At 54.3% G+C, this 20083-nt stretch carries 20 protein-coding genes; 7 read left to right on the top strand and 13 right to left on the bottom strand.

From position 1 onward, the window contains the following. Positions 1–86: 86 nt before the first annotated feature. A complete protein-coding gene (locus QZH36_RS00860; protein WP_253453713.1) occupies positions 87–257 on the top strand; it encodes a hypothetical protein in 171 nt (56 codons plus the stop codon). A 303-nt stretch (positions 258–560) separates the two neighbouring features. Further along, a complete protein-coding gene (locus QZH36_RS00855; RefSeq protein WP_301252779.1) occupies positions 561–2795 on the top strand; it encodes a putative phage tail protein in 2235 nt (744 codons plus the stop codon). A gap of 97 nt (positions 2796–2892) precedes the next feature. On the opposite strand, the gene aroD is transcribed toward QZH36_RS00855, so the two are convergent. Together aroD and QZH36_RS00845 are read right to left on the bottom strand one after the other, a co-directional pair. Further along, positions 2893–3777, bottom strand: a complete 885-nt coding sequence (aroD, locus tag QZH36_RS00850) for a type I 3-dehydroquinate dehydratase (RefSeq protein ID WP_301729464.1) — start codon at positions 3775–3777, stop codon at positions 2893–2895. 90 nt (positions 3778–3867) lie between these two features. Further along, positions 3868–4260: an STY1065/STY2022 family phage-derived protein gene (locus tag QZH36_RS00845; protein ID WP_301729463.1), complete on the bottom strand. Its 393-nt coding sequence runs from the start codon at positions 4258–4260 to the stop codon at positions 3868–3870. Between the two features lie 234 nt (positions 4261–4494). Between QZH36_RS00845 and QZH36_RS00840 the strand changes: the two genes are divergently transcribed. After that, entirely contained in the window at positions 4495–5061 is a 567-nt protein-coding gene (locus tag QZH36_RS00840) for a diguanylate cyclase (RefSeq protein ID WP_301729462.1), read from the top strand. A 110-nt stretch (positions 5062–5171) separates the two neighbouring features. On the opposite strand, the gene QZH36_RS00835 is transcribed toward QZH36_RS00840, so the two are convergent. Next, positions 5172–5351 (bottom strand): con-10 family general stress protein, encoded by a 180-nt coding sequence (locus QZH36_RS00835; RefSeq protein WP_301252782.1) that lies wholly within the window; start codon positions 5349–5351, stop codon positions 5172–5174. 753 nt (positions 5352–6104) lie between these two features. Next, on the bottom strand, positions 6105–6383 hold the full coding sequence (locus QZH36_RS00830; RefSeq protein ID WP_301729461.1) for a hypothetical protein: 279 nt from the start codon (positions 6381–6383) through the stop codon (positions 6105–6107). Positions 6384–6973: 590 nt separating this feature from the next. Here QZH36_RS00830 and QZH36_RS00825 point away from each other — a divergent pair. Continuing rightward, positions 6974–8344, top strand: a complete 1371-nt coding sequence (locus QZH36_RS00825) for a DUF2142 domain-containing protein (RefSeq protein ID WP_301729460.1) — start codon at positions 6974–6976, stop codon at positions 8342–8344. Between the two features lie 285 nt (positions 8345–8629). On the opposite strand, the gene ycgN is transcribed toward QZH36_RS00825, so the two are convergent. The 4 genes from ycgN to QZH36_RS00805 all read right to left on the bottom strand — a co-directional run bounded on the left by ycgN (position 8630) and on the right by QZH36_RS00805 (position 11253). Continuing rightward, positions 8630–9079 (bottom strand): cysteine cluster protein YcgN, encoded by a 450-nt coding sequence (gene ycgN / locus QZH36_RS00820; protein WP_253453697.1) that lies wholly within the window; start codon positions 9077–9079, stop codon positions 8630–8632. Positions 9080–9142: 63 nt separating this feature from the next. Beyond that, positions 9143–9802 carry a fumarylacetoacetate hydrolase family protein gene (locus tag QZH36_RS00815; protein ID WP_301252788.1) on the bottom strand — a complete coding sequence of 220 codons (660 nt, stop codon included), beginning with the start codon at positions 9800–9802 and terminating at the stop codon, positions 9143–9145. Between the two features lie 29 nt (positions 9803–9831). Beyond that, positions 9832–10890, bottom strand: coding sequence for a lytic murein transglycosylase (locus tag QZH36_RS00810; RefSeq protein WP_253453691.1), 1059 nt, complete (start codon positions 10888–10890; stop codon positions 9832–9834). Positions 10891–10977: 87 nt separating this feature from the next. Next, positions 10978–11253: a YcgL domain-containing protein gene (locus QZH36_RS00805; protein ID WP_301729459.1), complete on the bottom strand. Its 276-nt coding sequence runs from the start codon at positions 11251–11253 to the stop codon at positions 10978–10980. 155 nt (positions 11254–11408) lie between these two features. Here QZH36_RS00805 and minC point away from each other — a divergent pair, with 155 nt between their 5' ends. The 3 genes from minC to minE are packed head-to-tail and all read left to right on the top strand — an operon-like array spanning position 11409 to position 13230. Beyond that, entirely contained in the window at positions 11409–12101 is a 693-nt protein-coding gene (gene minC / locus QZH36_RS00800; RefSeq protein WP_253453685.1) for a septum site-determining protein MinC, read from the top strand. A 43-nt stretch (positions 12102–12144) separates the two neighbouring features. Beyond that, the gene (minD, locus tag QZH36_RS00795; protein WP_125287791.1) at positions 12145–12957 is read left to right on the top strand and encodes a septum site-determining protein MinD; all 813 of its coding nucleotides are present in this window, start codon (positions 12145–12147) and stop codon (positions 12955–12957) included. A 3-nt stretch (positions 12958–12960) separates the two neighbouring features. Then, complete coding sequence (gene minE / locus QZH36_RS00790; RefSeq protein ID WP_253453681.1) at positions 12961–13230, top strand: cell division topological specificity factor MinE; 270 nt, start codon at positions 12961–12963, stop codon at positions 13228–13230. Between the two features lie 67 nt (positions 13231–13297). Here minE and rnd read toward each other — a convergent pair whose 3' ends face one another. The 5 genes from rnd to yoaA form a co-directional block, all read right to left on the bottom strand. Then, positions 13298–14404: a ribonuclease D gene (gene rnd / locus QZH36_RS00785; protein ID WP_301729718.1), complete on the bottom strand. Its 1107-nt coding sequence runs from the start codon at positions 14402–14404 to the stop codon at positions 13298–13300. 109 nt (positions 14405–14513) lie between these two features. Next, positions 14514–16190, bottom strand: coding sequence for a long-chain-fatty-acid--CoA ligase FadD (gene fadD, locus QZH36_RS00780; RefSeq protein WP_253453677.1), 1677 nt, complete (start codon positions 16188–16190; stop codon positions 14514–14516). A 210-nt stretch (positions 16191–16400) separates the two neighbouring features. After that, the gene (locus tag QZH36_RS00775) at positions 16401–17000 is read right to left on the bottom strand and encodes a Slp family lipoprotein (protein ID WP_253453674.1); all 600 of its coding nucleotides are present in this window, start codon (positions 16998–17000) and stop codon (positions 16401–16403) included. Positions 17001–17110: 110 nt separating this feature from the next. After that, a complete protein-coding gene (gene tsaB / locus QZH36_RS00770; protein WP_253453671.1) occupies positions 17111–17806 on the bottom strand; it encodes a tRNA (adenosine(37)-N6)-threonylcarbamoyltransferase complex dimerization subunit type 1 TsaB in 696 nt (231 codons plus the stop codon). A gap of 61 nt (positions 17807–17867) precedes the next feature. Next, positions 17868–19769 carry a DNA repair helicase YoaA gene (yoaA, locus tag QZH36_RS00765; protein ID WP_253453668.1) on the bottom strand — a complete coding sequence of 634 codons (1902 nt, stop codon included), beginning with the start codon at positions 19767–19769 and terminating at the stop codon, positions 17868–17870. Between the last annotated feature and the right edge of the window lie 314 nt (positions 19770–20083).

Here is a 20083-nt window from a genome sequence, read left to right as displayed (position 1 = left end):
GGCTTTGCCTTTTCCCACACGCCGCGTTGTCAGCCCTTAACAAGGCGGCTACGCTTTAGGCATACTTCGATGCGAAAAGGGAAACTATGAAAAACATTGCGTTAGCCCTCTCCTTTGCTTTTTCCGTTACGCTACTCTCCGGCTGCGCCCACTGGGGCGCCAATGATACGCACAGCCCGCCGCCGGCGCCGCCGAGTGGACAGCAGCCTCCGGGCGCACCGGGCGGCAGCGGCCCTGTCGGTCAGCCTCAGTCCTGAACCCGCCTCCCCTGAAGTCACGCGCTCAGGGGATTTTTTTGTCTTTCTCCCTCCGGCACCTTAAAGCCAGGCCGGGTTCAGAACGTCATTTCACCGTTTACCTCCCCTTTTTTAACCTGCTTAAAACATAAGAAATATTGTTAAGTTAATATCACGCCGCTTATTAAATCGTAACGAGTTAATCGCGTAAATATATGAAATAAATAATAAAAAACACTATTGCCAATTCTTCACCAAAGGAATACAGTGCAGTTACTGTATAAACATACAGTTAAAAACTCACTAACAAAGGATGGAAACATTATGGCTGATACACTGATTTTTAATGAAGTTGCTTCATTCGCCGCGCTGCGTGCTCGCAAACCTGCCGCTGAAGGCGAACGCGTTTTCCTGAGCTCCTGGAATGCCCGCGCTGCCGGCGACCGCTCTGTCACCTTCGGCGAAGGTTGGTTTACCGGTTATCTGGTCGCGGCGGCGGACGACGGCGGCTTTATCGCCAGCAACGGCGGCGCGTACCACTGGCGTCGCGACAGCGATATTGAAGCGTTAACCGTTCATGACTTCGGCGCCGTACCGGGCGGCAAGGTTGACTGCGCGCCTGCCGTTAAGGCGATGTATGAATTTATGACCGGCAGCTTCGCCCGCGGCTTTACCGACGGCCTTTCCAGCAAAGTCGGTATCCGTTTCGGCACGGGCACCTACCTGGTTAAGCCGCTCGACCTGCGCACCTATGGCGACAAAATCCCGGCCAACCATTCGGAACTGCCTTATAACCCAAGCGGCTACTTCGCCGCCGGCGATTTCGTGATGCGCGGCGTGACCACCAGCTTCGGTAAGCAGATCGGCACGCGTATTATCTCTGACAAATCCGCTTCGGCCGTGCTGGCGCTGAACCACCGCTACTTTTCCATCTACGGCATTGAGTGGGAAGGCCAGCAAACGGTGAAGCAGGACGAAAAAACCAATATGCTGATTGGCGCAACGGTGGGCGTGTTTAACGATACCGCCTCCAATAAACAGCCGTTTATCACTAACGAATGCGTGGGCGGCACCTTTGCCAACGTCTCCTACTTTAAAGCCAGCAATACCGGTGAAGCGGCGATTTACTACCTCGACAGTCTTGACAGTAAATTCACCCAGATTTACTGCAGCCGCGTGGCGGGCCCGGTGATTAAGGTAGGCTGGAGCAACCGTCCGTCCGGCGCCTGGGATCACTCCACGGCGATTGAGCTTACGGAATTTAACTTCCAGTACTGCTACGCGCCGGCTATCTGGATCCCTCGTCATGGTCAGGGCCTGATCCGTAACGGCTGGATCGAACACAGCGCCGTTCCGATGGATATCAACAACGGCCAGTGGCTGATTGAAGCGCTGAGCATTGAGTCCTCTACCTACGATGCCGTGTTCTTTAATTCACGCGTTATTATGTCGCAATGGTCAAATCCGACCGGCGTGGAGTACGACCGCACTTCTGCGCCAGGCAGCGCAACCTGGTTCAGCTATCCGAAAAACCCGGACGGCAGCGATATTGTCGCCAGACTCTCCGGGTATGAAATGGGCATGTCGCTGTTTCAAAACAGCGGCACCTATCTGGACCATCCGCTGCGCGCGCAGTGGCTGAGCGGCGTGCTGCGCGGCACCATTGACAGCAGCCAGCGCTGGTTGAATATCGGTACGTTTCGGATGCCGAAAACCGGCAGCCACTGGAAAATTGAGGTGGACTGCCGCAGTACCTACGGCGGCATCGGTGGCGACACCGCCATGCCGATCCAGAACGACCGTGCAGCCGGTACGCTGCATATCCACGTAGCGCGTGGCGCGGGCTCGGTTCCGGCAGTAAGCTACTGGATGGAAGGCACGCCGGGTATTAGCGAAGTGCAGTATATCCCTCAGGATTTTAACGATATCCTGCCGGGCCTGTGGGTCAAGCTGCCTGATACCATTGCCGAATATGGTGTGCACGTTCGCGGCACAGGTGAAATGCGCGAGGATAACGGCAGCTGGGCAAGGTTTACGCCAAGCGGCGTGACGCAGAGCGCAGCGCCGGAAGGCGGCGTGGCGGCGCAGGCGCGGATGTCGATGAACAACGGCCTGGCCGGTTTTGGCGCACAGGATGATGTTGCCGGGATCAGCACTCGCTCCCAGGCCTCGACTACCGTGCCGGTTGAGCAATCTAAACCGCGGCAGTGGATGCGCATTAACATCAACGGAATTGAATACGCGATGCCTTATTACGCCTTTACGCCGCAGATTGACACCCAGCCGGCAGCCACGGTTTCCGTCGCGGCGGGCGGCACGTTAAACCTGACCGTTGCGGCTAAGGATGCCGCAACCTGGCAGTGGCAGAAGTCGACCAACGGCACTACCTGGACGAATATCGCCAATGCGAAAAGCGCCACCTGGAGCAAAGCAGCCGTGACTACCGCCGATGCCGGCCAGTATCGCTGCGTGATCAAGGGACAGGTCGGTGCCGTGGACGCCACCGTGACCACCAACCAGGTAACCACGAACGTCTCAGTGGTCACCGTCACCGCTTAATACAGTACGGGGTGGCGACGCTTTGCGTCCCGCCCCCAGGCTACAGGCCGCATCGGAAACGATCTGCTCAGAACGTCAGGATGTGCCTGTAGCTGCCTTATGAACGCATTCCTTTATGTACCACCTCCAGCACCTTTCCCAGATCCTGTACGTCAACCTGCCCCGACGCCGAAGCGTCGCCAAACATAGCGAAAGTCAGCGCTGAACCGGACAGTTCTCCGCTCATACGTGACAGCACGCCCGTTTCACCCATCGACATCGTTAACAGCGGGCGCTGCGCATAATGCTGATGCATATCCAGCGTAGCGTTAAGCAGGGTCAGCACGTCTTCCGGGCCTTTCGGCATCGCCGCCAGCTTCAACACATCCGCGCCGCGCCGCTGCTGCTCGCTCAGGCGGGCAATAATTTCCTGAGCGGAAGGCGTAGCGTGCAGCTCATGGCTGGAGAGAATGATATGTTTACCCTGTTGATGCGCCAGCCCGATCAGCGGATCGGTCAGCGTGCTGTCGCGGTACATTTCAATATCCAGCAGATCGAACTGGCCAGCCGTCAGTAAGGCGTGATACAGCGCGGCATACTTCCGATCGCTGATGGCTTTCTTGCCGCCTTCGGCTTTGGTGCGAAACGTCAGCAGCAATAGCTTGTCGCCAAGACGCGAGAACACCTGCCGCGTTAAAGCCGCCATCGCGTCGGTATCGTCAACGTTGTCCAGCGGATCGAGCCTTAGCTCCAGCATATGAAAATCGCTTCTGTCCGCAATCTTATCAACGAAGGCTAAAACCGCCTTTTCGCTGCTGGCAGTGGTTGGGATAATTACTTTGGGCTGACCTTCGCCAATAGCGATCCCTTTCAGTTTCAGAACGGGTTTATCAAGCTGAGGCGGTGTCGAAGCTTCGGAGGCCGCTGCGGCGGCAGGTGTGGAAGACATAAGCGAAAGGGCGACCAGTGCGCCTCCGCAACCGATAAACTCTCTGCGATGCATAACGCTTTACCTCCCGGTTAAGGGTAAAGATTTTAAGCATAGCAAAGGAAATCAAGCCGGTAGCGCACTGCCCTTGACGGATGCCAGACGCTAATCGATCTTACGACAGTCGTACGAGCCGGAAATTTTTATCTGGCTGCGGCTGCTGCGCAATACCTCAACGTCAAGCGTGGCGCTACCCGCCTTATTCAGGTATGTCATCCCGTAATCGCCCTGAAATTTGGTAGCAGCCACGGTCCAGTGCATTTTCACATTGTCGACATCGCCTTTCTGCTGCAGCCAGCTGACCTGCTGCCTGCGGGTTTTTACGCCGTCCACGGTCGCCCAACTGCCGTTCGCCGTCTGCCCGGCCAGACGAAAAGGCCCGCATTTAATATCCGCCAAAGCAAGCTGTGGCAAAGCAAGTGCCACGGCAAGCATGGAAAGAAGGATCGGTTTCATTTTTACCTTGCGAATATAATTATCCATTGTAGAAGTGAGCATCTGGTGTTCCTTATTGAGTAAACTGCGGGCAATACCTGGAGCGGCATCAACGTCTACTGAATAATAGCTTACTTAGCGTTTAGCGCGGCGCACCCTGAGTTTAATTAGCCGACTTTTCTGCCCTACCTCAGAAATAATGCAAACCTGTCATTACTCCGGAAACAGCGCATTATTCTGGCATCTCTGTTTTGTATGGCTATGCTTTATGCATTCTTACACCGATGAGCCGTCGCCATGCAAAATTTTGATCCGCAGATGATGGTGCTGCTTTATTTTGTGCTGCCCGTCTGGCTTATTGCCGGTTTCGCCGACTATTTATGCCACAGAGCCACAAACATAGAGACTACCGCCGGGCTGAAAGAAACCTTTATTCATCTTCTGATGTTTCTGGAGATGGGCGCCCCGCTTCTCGCTGCGCTTTTCCTGGATATCAATGCGCTGGTGATTGGCTTTATGATCGTGATGTTCTTCTGCCACGAAGCGACAGCATTGTGGGATGTCAGCTATGCCGTAACCACCCGGCGCGTATCGCCCGTAGAGCAGCATATCCACAGTTTTCTGGAGATGGTGCCGTTAATGGCGCTGTTGCTGGTGATTTCGCGACACTGGTCGCAGTTTCTGGCGCTGTCTGGCCTGGGCGCAGAGCCTGCCCGCTTCGATCTTCATCAGCGAGCCGATCCTTTACCTGACGCATATATTGCCTGTGTTCTGGCCGGAATACTGTTTTTTGAACTTATACCCTATCTGGAAGAATACTGGCGGGGTAAGCAGGCTCAAAATAAGGGCTATAAAAAAGACTAATAACTTCACTTTTTATAAAGTTCAGATAGAGAATTTACCTGTATAAATAAATTTAACCCCGGCATTAAATGCCGGGGCTGGCGTATTAAGCGATAAATTTCCGTTCGCTTTTATTCAGACTTGCGTCCGCCGCCGTGGCTATGCTCACCCCCTTTCTTGCCTGCTTCTGATGCTTTTTCACGGTCGTTAGCAAAATTACCTCCGCTATTTTGACCGCCTTTTTTACCTGCCTCAGAAGCTTTTTCACGGTCTTCTGCAAAGTTTCCAGAACCGCCACGATGTTCAGCCATAATCTCCTCCTGAATACAAACTTCATTAGTTAATTGGCAACCGGCTTTTACGCCGGGAATTTCGTGTTGCGTAATTAAGAGTAGATAAAATCTTTGTATTTGCAAAAGTGTTAACCGCTTCGCTTAATAAAAAATTATACAAGCACACCGACGTGTACAAATTTAAATATAAGGCGCGTGATTTTTTCCGTTCAAGGATAATAATTTATCTAATGGAATAAGAATAACCCCAAAGGTGCAAGAAACAAAAAATTACATTTTGATATTTAAGAAAACACCAATGAAACAGACGAATTACCCTACCTCGCTGGTTACCTTGTCGTTCTTTGCGAATATCTGTGGACAGACTGCTCACTAACAAGCTGTTTTCGTTTAACTTTCTTGGGTGAAACTATGCGAACGGCTGATTTGCACTGCAACAACGTATTGCCGTCGTCTGGCTGTATTGGGCACAAATGTGCGGTCAGGCCAGACGGCGAGCTGATTTTGGCAGCTAACAACGTATTGCCGTCTACCATACACCCCAATCAGTCCATGGAAAGGTCAGAAATGGCCTGAAGCCAGCCCCTGAAGCAGTGAAAAGGCCAAATGACGAAGCGCAACGTTAATGCGTCGTGAGCTTGTTTTAAGCGTGCTAAAAAGCAAGCCGGCTCATCTTACGGAATGGGGATAACAGCCGGGCTTAGAAACAGAGCGGGACAACTGTCCCGCAGTCAGTCTGCGCTCTTATCGTTAGAGTGCGCAGCAGGACAGCTATTGCTGCATGTTAGCAAGCGTTTTTTCCTCGGTCGTCTCCTCGACGACCATGACCAAAGGGCATTTTTTAACCTTACAGGCCTGGGAGTAGGCAAGTTCACAAACCTCACACAGATCGCGTACCTCTGATTCGTATTCATATTCCATAAAATAACGAAACGTAGCGCTGCGCGATGCTGTTCTCCAGAACCTCTGCTGTTCCAATATTTCATCAAGTTGCCTGAAAGTCAGGGCTGAAGGGTTATGGAAACCCACTCTCACACGGTATGTAGTCATACCCTGATTATTTGCAGAGTGACGCAACTTATCCAGGCGGTGCTGATTCTCATTGAGATAGGCAAAACCTAAACTGCGTAGTCAGGTAACAGCAGTTTAACCCTGGTAGCTGGAGGATGTGGCCTTCTCTGCCAAACCAGAGGCCGGTCTCGCTATCAGCTGGCGCAGAGGATGCTCTTACGCCTCGCCTGCGCTGATTCACGAGTAGCTCCAGTTTAAGCGGGAGGAGAACGCAATCAGCAGCAAGGATCGGCGAGGTTTTGTCCGCAATGCCAATCGGTCAATTAGCTTTTTCAAAACAATCCCGTTGCCTTAGCCCGGGCCCCTCTCATCACGGCACGCCATTCCTTCTGTTTTATTGCTGTTTTAAAGTGAGCGGTTCAGATGCCTGCGGTAGAGCTATTGGCTAAATAGCCAGTAACTTATTGCGAGAGGTAAAGTGGGCCGAGGTTGACTCAGCATCAACGAGCGGAAAGTCAAACCAGCCCGGGCGGCACGCAGATATGTACCAATAAATTTCTTATAAAAATCATTTAAGTATGGTAAAAAAGCACTCGGTAACGGCTTGAATTTATATTTGGGGTACGGAAATGAATGGACTTCTTCATAGGTTTATAAAAAAAGGCGAAAGGGTAAATTGCCTTTTACTCTTTTTAGCCGCGCTGGCATGTTTTTTTTATATCAATAAATCGAATCCTCCGATGTCTTCGCCTGATGAACATTATCACATCGTAAGAGCCGATACATTATCGCGAGGAGAAATCCTGCTTGAAAATGAGCAAGGAAGGATCACCGGTACAACCCTGGACAGTGCTTATGTTGAGTTTATGAGCCTGTTTACTATGCTCGGCTTCGATAAAAATAAGATATCAATGGCCGGGCAAATTAACCAATCAAAGTCACTTAACTGGGGCGATAAAAAGCAGTACCTGAAAGCGCCGAATGTTTCGCTTTATTTTCCAGCCATATACATACCTCAATCAATAGCGTTAATTACCGGTAAAGCTTCAGGCATGAGTATATATAACACCTACATGCTTGCGAGAATAATCACGTTCATCTCGAGTATGCTTATAATTTTCCTGGCATGGAGAATTTACCCTATACCGGCGCTGGCTATAGCCGTTATGGCTTTGCCCATGAGTGTATTCCAGTTCTCCTCCGCCAGCATAGACGGAACGGTAATTGCTCTTACTTTCCTTATCATGTCTCTGTACGCTGCACTGATAAAGCAGGATGCAGAAGCCAGCACACATAGATGGCAAACCGTTCTTATCTATTCTCTTATATTTATTGTCGGCACCTGTAAGCCCAATCTTGCTGCGCTGCTTATCCTGCCATTCAGCCTCACATTTATCACCGGCAATAAAAAACACCTATTATATTCATTAGCTACAGCCTTACCCATCATCGCCTGGACAGTGATAGCGATTTTGCATACCAACGATGGCGGAGTGAGGCATAGCGGCATCTCGAATGCCGGAATATTTTCGCATTACCTGCACCACCCTATAGAGATGATAAACATCATTTTTGGAACAATGTTTGATCCCTTTTTCATCAACTCATTTGCTCATCAGTTTGTTGGTGTGCTGGGTTGGCTGGATGTGCCTTTGCCGGAATGGGTATTCAGGCTGTTTGTTGTGCTGTTAGTTACGCTTGTCATTATGGCATTAAAAGAATTCAAGCCGCTTTATAAAAAATCATGCTACATAGCCATCCTGGCGGGATTTTCTGCCAGCGTTATTCTGATTTTTTTCGCTTTGCTTATTCAATATAGCCCATTCCCAACCACGAGGGTGATAGGTATCCAGGGACGTTATTTTATTATGCCCGCTATCGTACTTTCTTATATTTTTAGCGCAAATAAAATAACGCAAAAAGAAACCGCTATTCTTTTTGTTATGTTTGCCATATCAACGCTTATGGTGAAAGAGCTGCTGTTTAAGCATTACTTTTGATGAACAGGGGCGCAAGCCCCTGCCCCAGCCAGAAAATTATCATGAGCCGGGTTTTATGGCTGATTAGTAATTTGACAGGCGTTTGCATCTGTCCGGCGCATAAAGGTTCGGGATGTCTGCCATAGCGAGAGAAATGCCGCGTCTCAGTGGTTTCAGCAAGATCAACGGCAAACAGATAAGCAAAAACAGCGTGGATCAGACTGGCCTTTTAAAGGCCAAATTCACTCGCGATGCCCCACCCATGCTCCAGAGCAGCGCAAGCTAAGCTAATCCTTTCAAATCAGTCTATTTACCGTACCAGCGCGGCTTATTGATGATGTGATCTTCCCAGTCCTGCACTTCGCTTTCGCGTACGGCAATATGGCGAACAGAAATACGTGCCGCGTGCATCGCCGCCTTGCTGCCGCTGCGCAACGGATGCCAGACGGGCAGATTCTTGCCTTCGGCCAGCACCCGGTAAGCACAGCTCGGCGGCAGCCAGGAAAACGTCGGCAGGTTATCGCGCGTCAGCTTGATACAGTCTTCTTCCAGCTCAAAGCGGCGTTCGTAGTTACGGCACTGGCAGGTTTTAATATTCAGCTGATTGCAGGCGACGTTAGTGAAGTAGATTTCATCCGTATCGGCATCCTGCAGCTTGTTCAGACAGCACTGGCCACAGCCGTCGCACAGGGATTCCCATTCCTCATCGCTCATTTGCTCCAGCGTCTTTTGCTGCCAGAAAGGGGTATCACTCATTTTGCTGTCCTGTTTAGTTAAAAGCCCGCACCTTATAAACAGTTCGGGCCTGAGTTGCAAGTCTTACAGCACGCGCGTCGCCACGCCGCGTCCGCCCAGCGACACTTCCAGCGTATCGCCAGAGGACATCGGGCCAACGCCTTCAGGCGTGCCGGTCAGGATAATATCGCCCGCGCGCAGCGTGAAGAACTTACTCATATAGGCAATCAGCGGCAGGATTTTATGGATCATATCCGCAGTGGAACCCTGCTGACGCACTTCGCCATTGACGATCAGCTTTAGCTCGATATCCTGCGGATCGGCGCCCAGCTCGCTGGCGGCAATAAAACCGGAAACCGGGCAGGAATTGTCGAAGCCTTTCGCTTTTTCCCACGGCTGTCCCGCTTTTTTACAGCCGGCCTGCACGTCACGCAGCGTTAAATCCAGCGCCACGCCGTAGCCTGCAATAGCTTTCGCCACGTGCTCTTCCGTTGCCTGTTTCAGCGTGGCGCCAATCAACACTGCCAGCTCAACTTCATGATGCACCGCGCCCAGATCTTTCGGGATCGACAGCGGCTGACGAAGATCGCACAGCGCGGTTTCCGGCTTGATAAACAGGACAGGCTCAGCAGGCGTCGCGCTGCCCATCTCTTTAATATGTTTTGCATAGTTGCTGCCTACGCAGACCACTTTGCTCACCGGGTAATCTAATAAAGCGCCCTGCCAGTTATGATGCTGATACATACTGTTCCCCTGCCTGTTTGCGTGAGTGGTCAGTGGACCACATCCTGTTGAGAAATGGCGTCGGCCATCATGCCGATACTGATGGCGAAATAATATGATCGGTTCCAGTGCATAATGACGCGGAAGTTGTCGTAAACCATAAAGGCCCGGCCCGGCGCGTCGTCGGGCAAAATAATCCAGCTGCGCTGCGCATTATCCGGCAGCGGCGCATCATCGCTGAAGCGTACGCCCAGTTTTTGCCAGTCGCCAACCGATTTCGCCTGGTCGGTTTTCAGCCCTGCCTGCGCTTTAGCAAAATCGACCGGCAGGATCACCTCCTGGCCCCAGCGCCCGCCGGGCTTCCAGCCTTCCGTTGCCAGATAGTTGGCCGTAGAAGCAAACACATCCTCCACGTTATTCCAGATATCGATTTGCCCGTCGCCGTCGCCGTCCGCGCCGTAGCGCAGGAAAGAAGAAGGCATAAACTGATTCTGCCCCATCGCGCCAGCCCAGGAGCCCTTCATCTGCGCCGCGCTGATATGCTGCTGCTGAATAATCCGCAGCGCCGCCATCAGCTCTTTAGTGAAGAAGGCTTCGCGGCGTCCTTCAAAAGCCAGCGTAGAGAGCGCAGAGACGATCTCTTCTTTTCCCTGGATTTTGCCGAAGCTGCTTTCCATCGCCCAAAGCGCCACTATATATTCCGGCTGCACGCCATAACGCTGGCTGGCCGTTTGCAGCTGCGGCAAATACTGCTGGAAGTTTTCGCGCGCACGCTGCTTTTTCCATTCCGGCAGCACGCGCGTCAGATAGTCGTCCAGCGTGACTTTCTTTTCTAACTGGTTACGGTCGGCAGAAATAGCGCGGTCGACGAAATGAATATTGCTGAAGGCAGTGTCGATAGTGGCGGCATCTATGCCCTGCTCCCGCGCCTGGCGCTTAAGCTCCTCGACATAGGCGGGAAACTCCGCCGGATCGCGCCCGGTTGCGGCCAGCGTGGTTTTCTGCTGCGCCGGCGCGGCGTTTTTTTTCTCAAGGGCTTTACTGTTCTTGCTGGCACAGCCGGCCAGCAGCAGGGAAAAAATAAGCGTGGTGAAGAGAGGTTGCTTCATAAAAGGCCCTTTTTACGTGCTTCCCGCCGTCAATAATATCCGGCGGGAAGAAAAGCGGTGGGAAAATAGCTTGCAGATGATTCCTAATTAATCTTTTTTACCTTTTCCCAGATGCATCTTAAGCAGACTTTCCATCGGCGGCGGCACCTGTAAATAATAACCTTGCTCCAGCAGCGCCGTTTTCACTTTTGCCTGGTCCGCATTGGCCAGGCGTTTACTGCCGTCCAGCGGCAGGACCATCGCCAGCTGGGGTTTACCAAATCCCTGAAGCAGTTCAGCAGGCACGCGCGAGAAATCGTCTTTTTTTTCAACATAAAGATAAGTCTGGTCACGTTTAGGACTTCTGTAGATCACACAAAACATATTTTTTACTCGAATTAACCTGGTCGGTGGCTTGCCTGAATATAGCAGTAACTATAACATGCTTGCTGAACTTCGGAATATCGTCCGGGCGCGATTAACCGTCACTCTGACGGAGATTTCGCCGGGATTTGAAATAACAGGACTGAGCGGGACAGATGTCACAAACGCCAATCGAGTTAAAGGGCAGCAGTTTTACTCTGTCTGTAGTTCACTTACACCACCACGATGCGGATGTGGTGCGCCAGGCGCTTCAGGATAAAGTCAGCCAGGCTCCCGCTTTCCTGAAAAACGCGCCGGTTGTGCTGAATGTTTCCACCTTAACCAGCGAGGTTAACTGGCGGCAGATGCAGCAGGCTATCGCGTCGACCGGCCTGCATATTGTCGGCGTCAGCGGCTGCAAAGACGAGGCGCTCAAGCGCATGATTGTGCGCGCCGGCCTGCCGCTGCTGTCTGAAGGCAAAGAACAAAAGCCCGCGCCTGAAGCGCCGGAGCCGGCTAAGCCCGTTGAGATCCCGGCGGCCAGAACGCGCGTCATCAACGCGCCCGTTCGCTCTGGCCAGCAAATATACGCGAAAAACAGCGACCTGATCGTCACCAGCAGCGTCAGCGCGGGTGCCGAACTGATAGCCGACGGCAATATCCATATCTATGGCATGATGCGCGGCCGGGCCTTAGCCGGGGCCGGCGGCGATCGCGACTGCCAGATTTTTTGCACGAATTTATCCGCAGAGTTAGTGTCCATTGCCGGTGAGTACTGGATTATGGACCAAATCCCTGCTGAATTTTTTGGAAAAGCGTCACGTCTTTGCTTAAAAGATGGCGCCCTGACTATACAGACACTGAACTGAGCCAGGCTCACGAGCCCTTTCTTTTCTTAAGGAAAATTATTATATGGCACGCATTATTGTTGTTACATCGGGTAAAGGAGGCGTGGGCAAAACCACGTCCAGCGCGGCCATCGCTACCGGTTTAGCCCAGAAAGGTAAAAAAACCGTCGTGATCGATTTCGATATCGGTCTGCGAAATCTCGACCTGATCATGGGCTGTGAGCGCCGGGTAGTCTACGATTTCGTTAACGTCATCCAGGGTGACGCCACGCTTAATCAGGCGCTGATTAAAGATAAGCGTACTGAAAATCTGTTTATCCTGCCTGCTTCACAGACGCGTGACAAAGATGCCCTGACCCGCGAAGGCGTGGAAAAAGTGCTTAACGATTTAGCCACGATGGCGTTTGATTTCATCGTATGCGATTCACCGGCGGGTATTGAAACCGGCGCGCTGATGGCGCTCTATTTCGCTGACGAAGCGATTATCACCACCAACCCGGAAGTCTCCTCTGTCCGCGACTCCGACCGTATTCTCGGCATTCTCTCTTCCAAGTCTCGCCGCGCGGAAAACGGTCAGGATCCGATTAAAGAACATCTGCTGCTCACCCGTTACAATCCGGGGCGCGTTAGCCGCGGCGATATGCTGAGCATGGAAGACGTGCTGGAGATCCTGCGCATTCCGCTGGCGGGCGTGATCCCTGAAGATCAGTCCGTGCTGCGCGCATCTAACCAGGGCGAACCGGTCATTCTGGATATCGATTCCGACGCGGGCAAAGCCTATGCCGATACCGTCGATCGTCTTCTGGGTGAAGAACGTCCCTTCCGCTTCATTGAAGAAGAGAAGAAGGGTTTCCTGAAACGCCTGTTTGGGGGATAAAACATGGCCTTACTTGATTTCTTTTTATCCCGTAAAAAAAGCACAGCCAATATAGCCAAGGAACGGCTGCAGATTATCGTGGCGGAGCGCAGGAGGGGCGACGCCGAGCCTCACTATCTGCCGCAGCTGAAAAGAGACATTCTGGAAGTTATCTGCAAATACGTGAAGATCGATCCGGAAATGCTGAGCGTTAAACTGGATCAGAAAGATGACGATATCTCCATTCTGGAGCTTAACGTGACGCTGCCCGAGGCAGAAGAAACCCCGAAATGAGCCTTTGCCACGCCTGACTTTCCCCTGCCTGTTTGCAGGGGAAAAGGGCTGCGGGCAGCCCGCGTCGTTAATAATCTGCCAGCAACGCCAGAATGTCGTCGCGCAGCAGATCGCCCCGCCAGCCGTCGAGCAGCTCCGGCGTCCCCATCGGTTTCAGCTTCCAGTGCCAGTTCAGCAGCTGATTAATCTGCCGCCGCGAGGCCAGCAGTTCCTGACTGACGCCGTTTTTCTCCGCCGCTTCCGCCATTAGTGCCTTCAGCGCTTTAAAGACTTTTTTATAGGCGGGATTGTCGATCAGGTTAGCGACCGGCTCTGGCAGTTCGCTTTCCGGCAGCGCATTGGCCTGCGCCACCATCGCCACCAGCGCCTTGCCGTGGAATCGTATTTCCTGGCCGCCCAGGCCAAGGTGATCCAGTTCGCCCAGCGAACCCGGCATATACCGCGCCACCTTCCAGAGGTTCTCTTCCCGCACCACAAAATTCACGGCCATGTCTTTTTCACGCGCCAGCTCCAGACGCCATGCGGCCATCAGGCGCAGCGCGGCAAGCTGGCGAGGACGCAGCTGCCAGGCATTGGCGATGTCGCGCCAGGCCTCTTCCGGCACCACAACGGTACGGCGACGCTGACACAGCAGGCCACACTCGTTCAGCGCGGCGTCGAGCCGACCGGCAGCTTCGGCTTCCGCCATCAGTTTCTGCGCAATCGGCAGCAGATACCAGACGTCCGCGGCGGCATAGTGACACTGCTTTTCCGTCAGCGGACGCGCCAGCCAGTCGGTGCGCGATTCGCTCTTATCCAGCGCGATGCCGGTAAAAGATTCCACAATGGTGGCAAAACCGCAGGAGAGCGGCCGGCCGGTGAAAGCAGCCAGGATTTGCGTATCAATCATCGGTTCCGGCAGCACGCCATACTCATGCAGGAAAACTTCCAAATCCTCGCTGCCCGCGTGCAGATATTTAATGACGTTTTGATCGAGGAGCAGCTCACGAAACGGCGTCCATTCGCTGATGGGCAGCGGATCGATCAGTGAAACCCGCTCGCCGTCAAACAGCTGAATCAGTCCAAGGCCGGGATAATAGGTGCGGGTGCGAACAAACTCGGTGTCCAGCGCCACGGCGGGAACCTGACGGGCGGCCTGGCACACTTCGGCCAGCGCCTCGTTGGTGGTTATCATGGTGTAATTCAAGGTGATCCTCTCGCTGCGGCTTCTTGTGCCTCAGTGTGGTTCAATAAAAACGCCGGCTTAACCGGCGTAGAAGTTACTGGCGTGCGCCTGACTACGGCTACGGCGTCGTTTTTGCCGACGCGTCGCGCAGCTCGCGGCGCAAAATTTTGCCGACGTTGGTTTTCGGCAGCTCGTCGCGGAATTCGACAATCTTAGGAATTTTATATCCGGTCAGATGCTTCTTACAGTGGGCGATTAACTCTTCTTTGGTCAGCGAGGCGTCTTTTTTTACCACGCAGATCTTCACCGTCTCGCCTGCTACCGCATCAGGAACGCCTACCGCCGCCGCCTCGCGCACTTTGGGATGCAGCATAGCCACATCTTCGATCTCATTAGGATAAACGTTAAAACCGGAAACCAGAATCATATCTTTTTTCCGATCGACGATGCGAATAAATCCTTCCGCATCGACGGTAACAATGTCGCCGCTGTGCAGCCAGCCGTTTTTCAGCACCTCGCCGGTGGCCTGCGGATGATTCCAGTAGCCCGGCATAACCTGCGGCCCTTTAATGCAAAGCTCGCCCGGTTCGCCCGGCGCTACCTCGTTACCCTCGCCGTCCACGATGCGGATATCGGTCGACGGCACCGGCAGGCCGATGCTGCCGCTGTGGTAACGGATATCGTAAGGATTCACCGAAACCAGCGGCGAACACTCCGTCAGGCCGTAACCTTCCAGCAGATAATGACCGGTAAGCTTCTCCCAGCGTTCGGCAACGGCTTTCTGCACGGCCATGCCGCCGCCCGCCGATAGCGACAGGCTGGAAAAATCCAGCTGCTGGAAGTCTTTGTCGTTCAACAGCGCGTTAAAAAGCGTGTTGACGCCGGTAATGGCGGTAAAGCGGTTTTTCGCCAGCTCTTTCACCAGCCCCGGAATATCGCGCGGATTGGTGATCAGCAGGTTCGCCCCGCCCAGATCGATAAACAGCAGGCAGTTCACCGTCAGCGCGAAAATATGATAAAGCGGCAAGGCGGTCACTACCGTTTCTTCGCCCGCTTTCAGCAGCGAGCCATAGGTCGCCTTGGTCTGCTCCAGGTTGGCCTGCATATTGCGATGGGTCAGCATCGCCCCTTTCGCCACGCCTGTCGTCCCGCCCGTATACTGCAAAAAAGCCAGATCGTCGTTCACGATCGCAGGCCGGACATACTGCATCCGGTAGCCTTCTTGCAGCACGCGACGGAAGGAGATAGCGCCCGGCAGATGGTATTTCGGCACCATCCGCTTGATATAGCGCACCACAAAATTAACCAGCGTGCCCTTAGCCGGGGAAAGCTGGTCGCCCAACCGGGTCAGGATCACGTGCTTAAGCTGCGTTTTCGCTACCACTTTTTCCAGCGTATGGGCGAAGTTTGACACGATGACGATGGCGCTGGCGCCGCTGTCGTTAAGCTGGTGCTCCAGCTCGCGCGGCGTATAGAGTGGATTGACGTTAACAACAATCATGCCTGCACGCAGAACGCCAAACAGCGCAATCGGATACTGCAACAGGTTGGGCATCATCAGCGCGACGCGATCGCCCTTTTTCAGTCCCAGTCCCTGCTGGAGATAGGCGGCGAAAGCCCGGCTGCGCTCTTCCAGTTTACGATAGGTCATCGCCTGGCCCATGTTCATAAAGGCGGGCCTGTCGGCATAGCGGTTAGCGGCGTGTTCGAAAAGATCGATCAGGGAAGGATAACGATCGGCATCGATTTCTGCGGGAACATCTGCAGGGTAGCGGTTCAGCCAAACCTTATTCAAGGAAACACCTCGGAAACTCAACGTTGTCGTCATCACAACCTCTTAACTGCTCCATCTGTTAACATTATATTAACTCAGCGTACCAGTTTGCTGGCCCGTTCCGTTTTGAGGTTGCGAAGCATATCACTAATTTCTTCTCGTTTTGAGAAGCCAAAAAATAACCCGACGGCCGGAAACCAGCCGTCGGGTCTGTAACGCTCGGTCTGAGCGCTATTCGGTCAGGATAGTTTGCACTTCCGCTGGCCCTGGATTATAGAACATCATTCCCGGCGGCGGGCCCCAGTAGCCGCCACGATGGCGACCGCGCGGCGGGCCATACCAGATCCAGGGATCCATCGGCGGCTGCGGTGAAACAACCTGCTGCGTCAGGCGCCAGCGCTGATAGCCCGTCACGGCGACCGTGACAAACTGGTAGCTCGCCTGGCCGATTTCGCCCTTTTCCGTGCCTTTGATCGTACCGACAACCGTCACCATCTGATTATTGAGGTCGACAGGATCGACAAAGCCGTTGATATCCGCATAAATACGGCCAATCGACGGACTGCCCAGCAGCGGACGCGCAAAATCGTCCAGCCGCATGGCGGCAATCTCCAGCCGGGTCGAGCCGTTCTGATTGGTGACCTTCACCACCTTGCCGCCAAAGCGCGACTCCTGGCCGACATACAGCTGCGGCGCATTCAGCACCCGCGCCAAATCCTGCTGCGGCGTAGGCGAATGCCCTTTGACGGAATCCGGCACGCTGGCGCAGCCCGCCAGCAGCAGGGAGATTAACAGCAAACTACCTGACCGCAATAACCGTTTATTACGCATAAAAACTCTCCAGGGATACTAGTCACTTTGACTCCTTTCGGGCCAATTAGTTGCTGAGTTTTTCTCTGCCCGGCTCGTTTCACGCAGCTTAAGGCGCGGCGCGGCCAGACTTATTCCCTGCCCGGCAGCTTTTTCCAGGTGACTTCGTTGCGCAGGTAGGTCGGTTCCGCCTCTTCCGGCAGCACCGTATTGCCTGCCGCCAGCTCAAGCGCCGCCAACGGGATCATATCTTCCGCACAGGGCAGCGTTACCTCGGTCGCCTGTAAGGTCAGCGTACTCTCCGCGCTCAGCTGCGGATACGCCTGCCAGCCGGTTCCCACCATCGCCCAGCTACCGTTCAGCTGCGTCATACGCGCCAGCGCGTCCTCTGGTTTGAGCACCGCTTCGGTCTCTTCTCCCTGCCAGACGCCCTGCTCGTCGCGCTGATACTGTGCCCAGTACACTTCGCCCATACGCGCATCTATCGCGGCCAGCACGCGATCGGCGCCCTGTAAACGCCAGGCGCTCTGCGCCATGGTCTTCAGCGTCGACACGCCGATTAACGGCAGCGCCGCGCCCAAAGCCAGCCCCTGCGCGATGCCGGTTCCGATACGGACGCCGGTAAAGCTGCCCGGCCCTTTACCGAAGGCCAGTCCGTCCAGTTCGTTCAGGGTCAGCGCTTCTTGTTGCAGCTGCGCCTGCACCAGCGGCAGGATACGTTGCGTATGTTCGCGGGCGCACAGCTCAAAATGCGCCGTGACCTTGCCATTATTCAGCAACGCGACCGAACAGGCCTCGGTGGCCGTATCAATAGCTAAAATTCGCATGGATTTTTACCTCAGGCGGGACAAAATTTTCGGCGCGCAGCATAGCATACTGCGCGGGTAATTACTGCGGCCGCAGGAAATCCACCGCCTGTTGAATATCCCGCGTACGCGGCGTGGGCGGCAGGCTGTTCAGAAACACCGCGCCGTAGGGACGCATCACCAGGCGGTTATCGCAGATCACCAGCACGCCGCGATCGTCAACGTCGCGGATCAGGCGGCCGACGCCCTGTTTAAGCGTGATAACCGCGTCCGGCAGCTGCACCTCGTCAAACGGATCGCCGCCGCGCAGCTTACAGTCTTCCATGCGCGCTTTCAGCAAGGGATCGTCAGGCGAGGTAAACGGCAGCTTGTCGATAATGACCAGCGACAGCGCATCGCCGCGCACGTCCACCCCTTCCCAGAAGCTGCTGGTCGCCACCAGCACCGCGTTGCCTGCCGCGATAAACTGTTTTAACAGCTCGCCTTTGCTGGTTTCTCCCTGTAGTAATACGGGCAGCGTCAGCATGGCGCGGAACTGCTCGGCCAGCTCGCGCATCATCTGATGCGAGGTACAAAGGAAGAAGCAGCGGCCGTTGTTAGCCTCGATCAGCGGCAGCAACATGCGCGCCAGCTGTCTGGCGCCACCGGGCTGATTGGGCGAAGGCAGATTGCGCGGCACGCACAGCAGCGCCTGGCTGGCGAAATCGAACGGGCTATTAAGGATCAGCGTTTCTGCGCCAGCGACGCCCAGCCTTTCAACAAAGTGGGTCATCTGCTCATTCACCGCCAGCGTGGCGGAGGTGAAAATCCAGCTGGCTGGGCGCTCGTCCATTACTTCCCGGAAGCGATCCGATACCGACAGCGGCGTCAGCGCCAGCACAAAATGGCGGCTGTTGCACTCATACCAGTAGCTGAAACCGGGCTGCGAGACATCTTTCAGCCGCTTCAGCCTGCCGCGATAGAGCGCCGCCCGTTCAAAGGCCGCATCCAGCAGCGCCGAACGGCCCAGCGACAGCTTCGCGACGTCATAACAAAGCTCCAGCGCATCGTCCAGCAGCAGCAGCGCGCGCTGAATATTGGCGTTATTAAGGACTTCCCGCAGATTGCCGCGAAAGCCGGGATCGCCCAGCGCCAGGCGGAAATCCTGCGCGCTTTGCGCCAGCCGATCGGCAGATTTTTGCAGCTGCTGGGCGTCACGCACCTCGGTGCGATAGGCGATGGTAATGTCTTTGGCGAGATCCAGCAGCTGCTTGCTGGAAAGCTGCTGGCCGAAGTACTGGCTGGCGATATCCGGCACCTGATGCGCTTCATCAAAGATCATCACGTCCGCCTCCGGGATCAGCTCCGCAAAACCGCTCTCTTTTACCACCATATCGGCCAGAAAGAGATGATGGTTCACCACCACCACATCCGCGTCCATCGCTTTGCGGCGCGCTTTCACCACGAAACAGTCCTGATAGAGAGGACAGTCGCTGCCCAGGCAGTTGTCATTGGTGCTGGTGACCAGCGGCCAGACCGGGCTGTCTTCCGCCACGCCGCCGCAGGTGCTGATATCGCCGTCCACCGTTTCGCTCGACCAGCCGCGCAGGTGCACCAGATCGCTCATCGCCTGTGCCGCCAGCTCGCCGCCCGCCATCGACTGCTGCTCCAGCCGCTCCAGGCAGAGGTAGTTCGAGCGCCCTTTCAGCAGCGCCAGTTTCCCTTTAAATGCTAATGCACGGGCGACCGTAGGCAAATCGCGGCTGTAAAGCTGATCCTGAAGCGCTTTAGATCCGGTAGAAATAATGACTTTTTTACCCGAGCGCAGCGCCGGTGCCAGATAGGCATAGGTTTTGCCGGTTCCGGTGCCCGCTTCTACTACCAGCTCGCGCTTGTTATCGATGGCCGTTGTGACCGCCTCCGCCATCAGGCGCTGAGGTTCGCGTGGCTTAAAGCCTGGAATGGCCTGCGCCAGCGCGCCGTCTGCTGCAAAATCGTTTACCACGTATCCTCACCGCCCGTTAAAAAAAGCAGGCTATTATGGCAGTATTACCGTAAGGATACAAACCAATACAAATCAAAAGGTTATAGCTGAATCAGGCATGTTATGCCGCGAACGGACACAAAGAAAGGGGGTCAGAAAAGGAGGAGGCTGCGCCACTGTAGCGAGGCGCTTATAGTATTAACACTGCTTTATTTTCCCTGGTGAAAGAATCATCTTTAGCGGTGTGGGTAAGGCCAGCTATGATCCCAGCCCGACGCCGAAAGCAAGCCGGTCGCGATAAAATAGACCAGCAAAACCGCAAAAACGGCTATGGC

Origin of the sequence: Erwinia wuhanensis (assembly GCF_030484085.1) — a bacterium.
In the GTDB taxonomy this organism is placed as follows: domain Bacteria; phylum Pseudomonadota; class Gammaproteobacteria; order Enterobacterales; family Enterobacteriaceae; genus Erwinia; species Erwinia aeris.
The sequence above is the reverse complement of the archived record's forward strand: the minus strand, read 5'-3'. Positions and strand labels throughout refer to the sequence as shown.

What these genes read in the sequence shown, in the direction of transcription:
- minC (WP_253453685.1), top strand. Translation starts at nt 11,409, where the DNA reads ATGTCACAAACGCCAATCGAGTTAAAGGGCAGCAGTTTTACTCTGTCT.
- aroD (WP_301729464.1), bottom strand. Translation starts at nt 3,777, where the DNA reads ATGCATCGCAGAGAGTTTATCGGTTGCGGAGGCGCACTGGTCGCCCTT.
- QZH36_RS00855 (WP_301252779.1), top strand. Translation starts at nt 561, where the DNA reads ATGGCTGATACACTGATTTTTAATGAAGTTGCTTCATTCGCCGCGCTG.
- minE (WP_253453681.1), top strand. Translation starts at nt 12,961, where the DNA reads ATGGCCTTACTTGATTTCTTTTTATCCCGTAAAAAAAGCACAGCCAAT.
- QZH36_RS00805 (WP_301729459.1), bottom strand. Translation starts at nt 11,253, where the DNA reads ATGTTTTGTGTGATCTACAGAAGTCCTAAACGTGACCAGACTTATCTT.
- QZH36_RS00860 (WP_253453713.1), top strand. Translation starts at nt 87, where the DNA reads ATGAAAAACATTGCGTTAGCCCTCTCCTTTGCTTTTTCCGTTACGCTA.
- QZH36_RS00845 (WP_301729463.1), bottom strand. Translation starts at nt 4,260, where the DNA reads ATGCTCACTTCTACAATGGATAATTATATTCGCAAGGTAAAAATGAAA.
- ycgN (WP_253453697.1), bottom strand. Translation starts at nt 9,079, where the DNA reads ATGAGTGATACCCCTTTCTGGCAGCAAAAGACGCTGGAGCAAATGAGC.
- QZH36_RS00825 (WP_301729460.1), top strand. Translation starts at nt 6,974, where the DNA reads ATGAATGGACTTCTTCATAGGTTTATAAAAAAAGGCGAAAGGGTAAAT.
- QZH36_RS00815 (WP_301252788.1), bottom strand. Translation starts at nt 9,802, where the DNA reads ATGTATCAGCATCATAACTGGCAGGGCGCTTTATTAGATTACCCGGTG.
- QZH36_RS00835 (WP_301252782.1), bottom strand. Translation starts at nt 5,351, where the DNA reads ATGGCTGAACATCGTGGCGGTTCTGGAAACTTTGCAGAAGACCGTGAA.
- tsaB (WP_253453671.1), bottom strand. Translation starts at nt 17,806, where the DNA reads ATGCGAATTTTAGCTATTGATACGGCCACCGAGGCCTGTTCGGTCGCG.
- QZH36_RS00810 (WP_253453691.1), bottom strand. Translation starts at nt 10,890, where the DNA reads ATGAAGCAACCTCTCTTCACCACGCTTATTTTTTCCCTGCTGCTGGCC.
- QZH36_RS00840 (WP_301729462.1), top strand. Translation starts at nt 4,495, where the DNA reads ATGCAAAATTTTGATCCGCAGATGATGGTGCTGCTTTATTTTGTGCTG.
- minD (WP_125287791.1), top strand. Translation starts at nt 12,145, where the DNA reads ATGGCACGCATTATTGTTGTTACATCGGGTAAAGGAGGCGTGGGCAAA.
- rnd (WP_301729718.1), bottom strand. Translation starts at nt 14,404, where the DNA reads ATGATAACCACCAACGAGGCGCTGGCCGAAGTGTGCCAGGCCGCCCGT.
- QZH36_RS00830 (WP_301729461.1), bottom strand. Translation starts at nt 6,383, where the DNA reads ATGACTACATACCGTGTGAGAGTGGGTTTCCATAACCCTTCAGCCCTG.
- QZH36_RS00775 (WP_253453674.1), bottom strand. Translation starts at nt 17,000, where the DNA reads ATGCGTAATAAACGGTTATTGCGGTCAGGTAGTTTGCTGTTAATCTCC.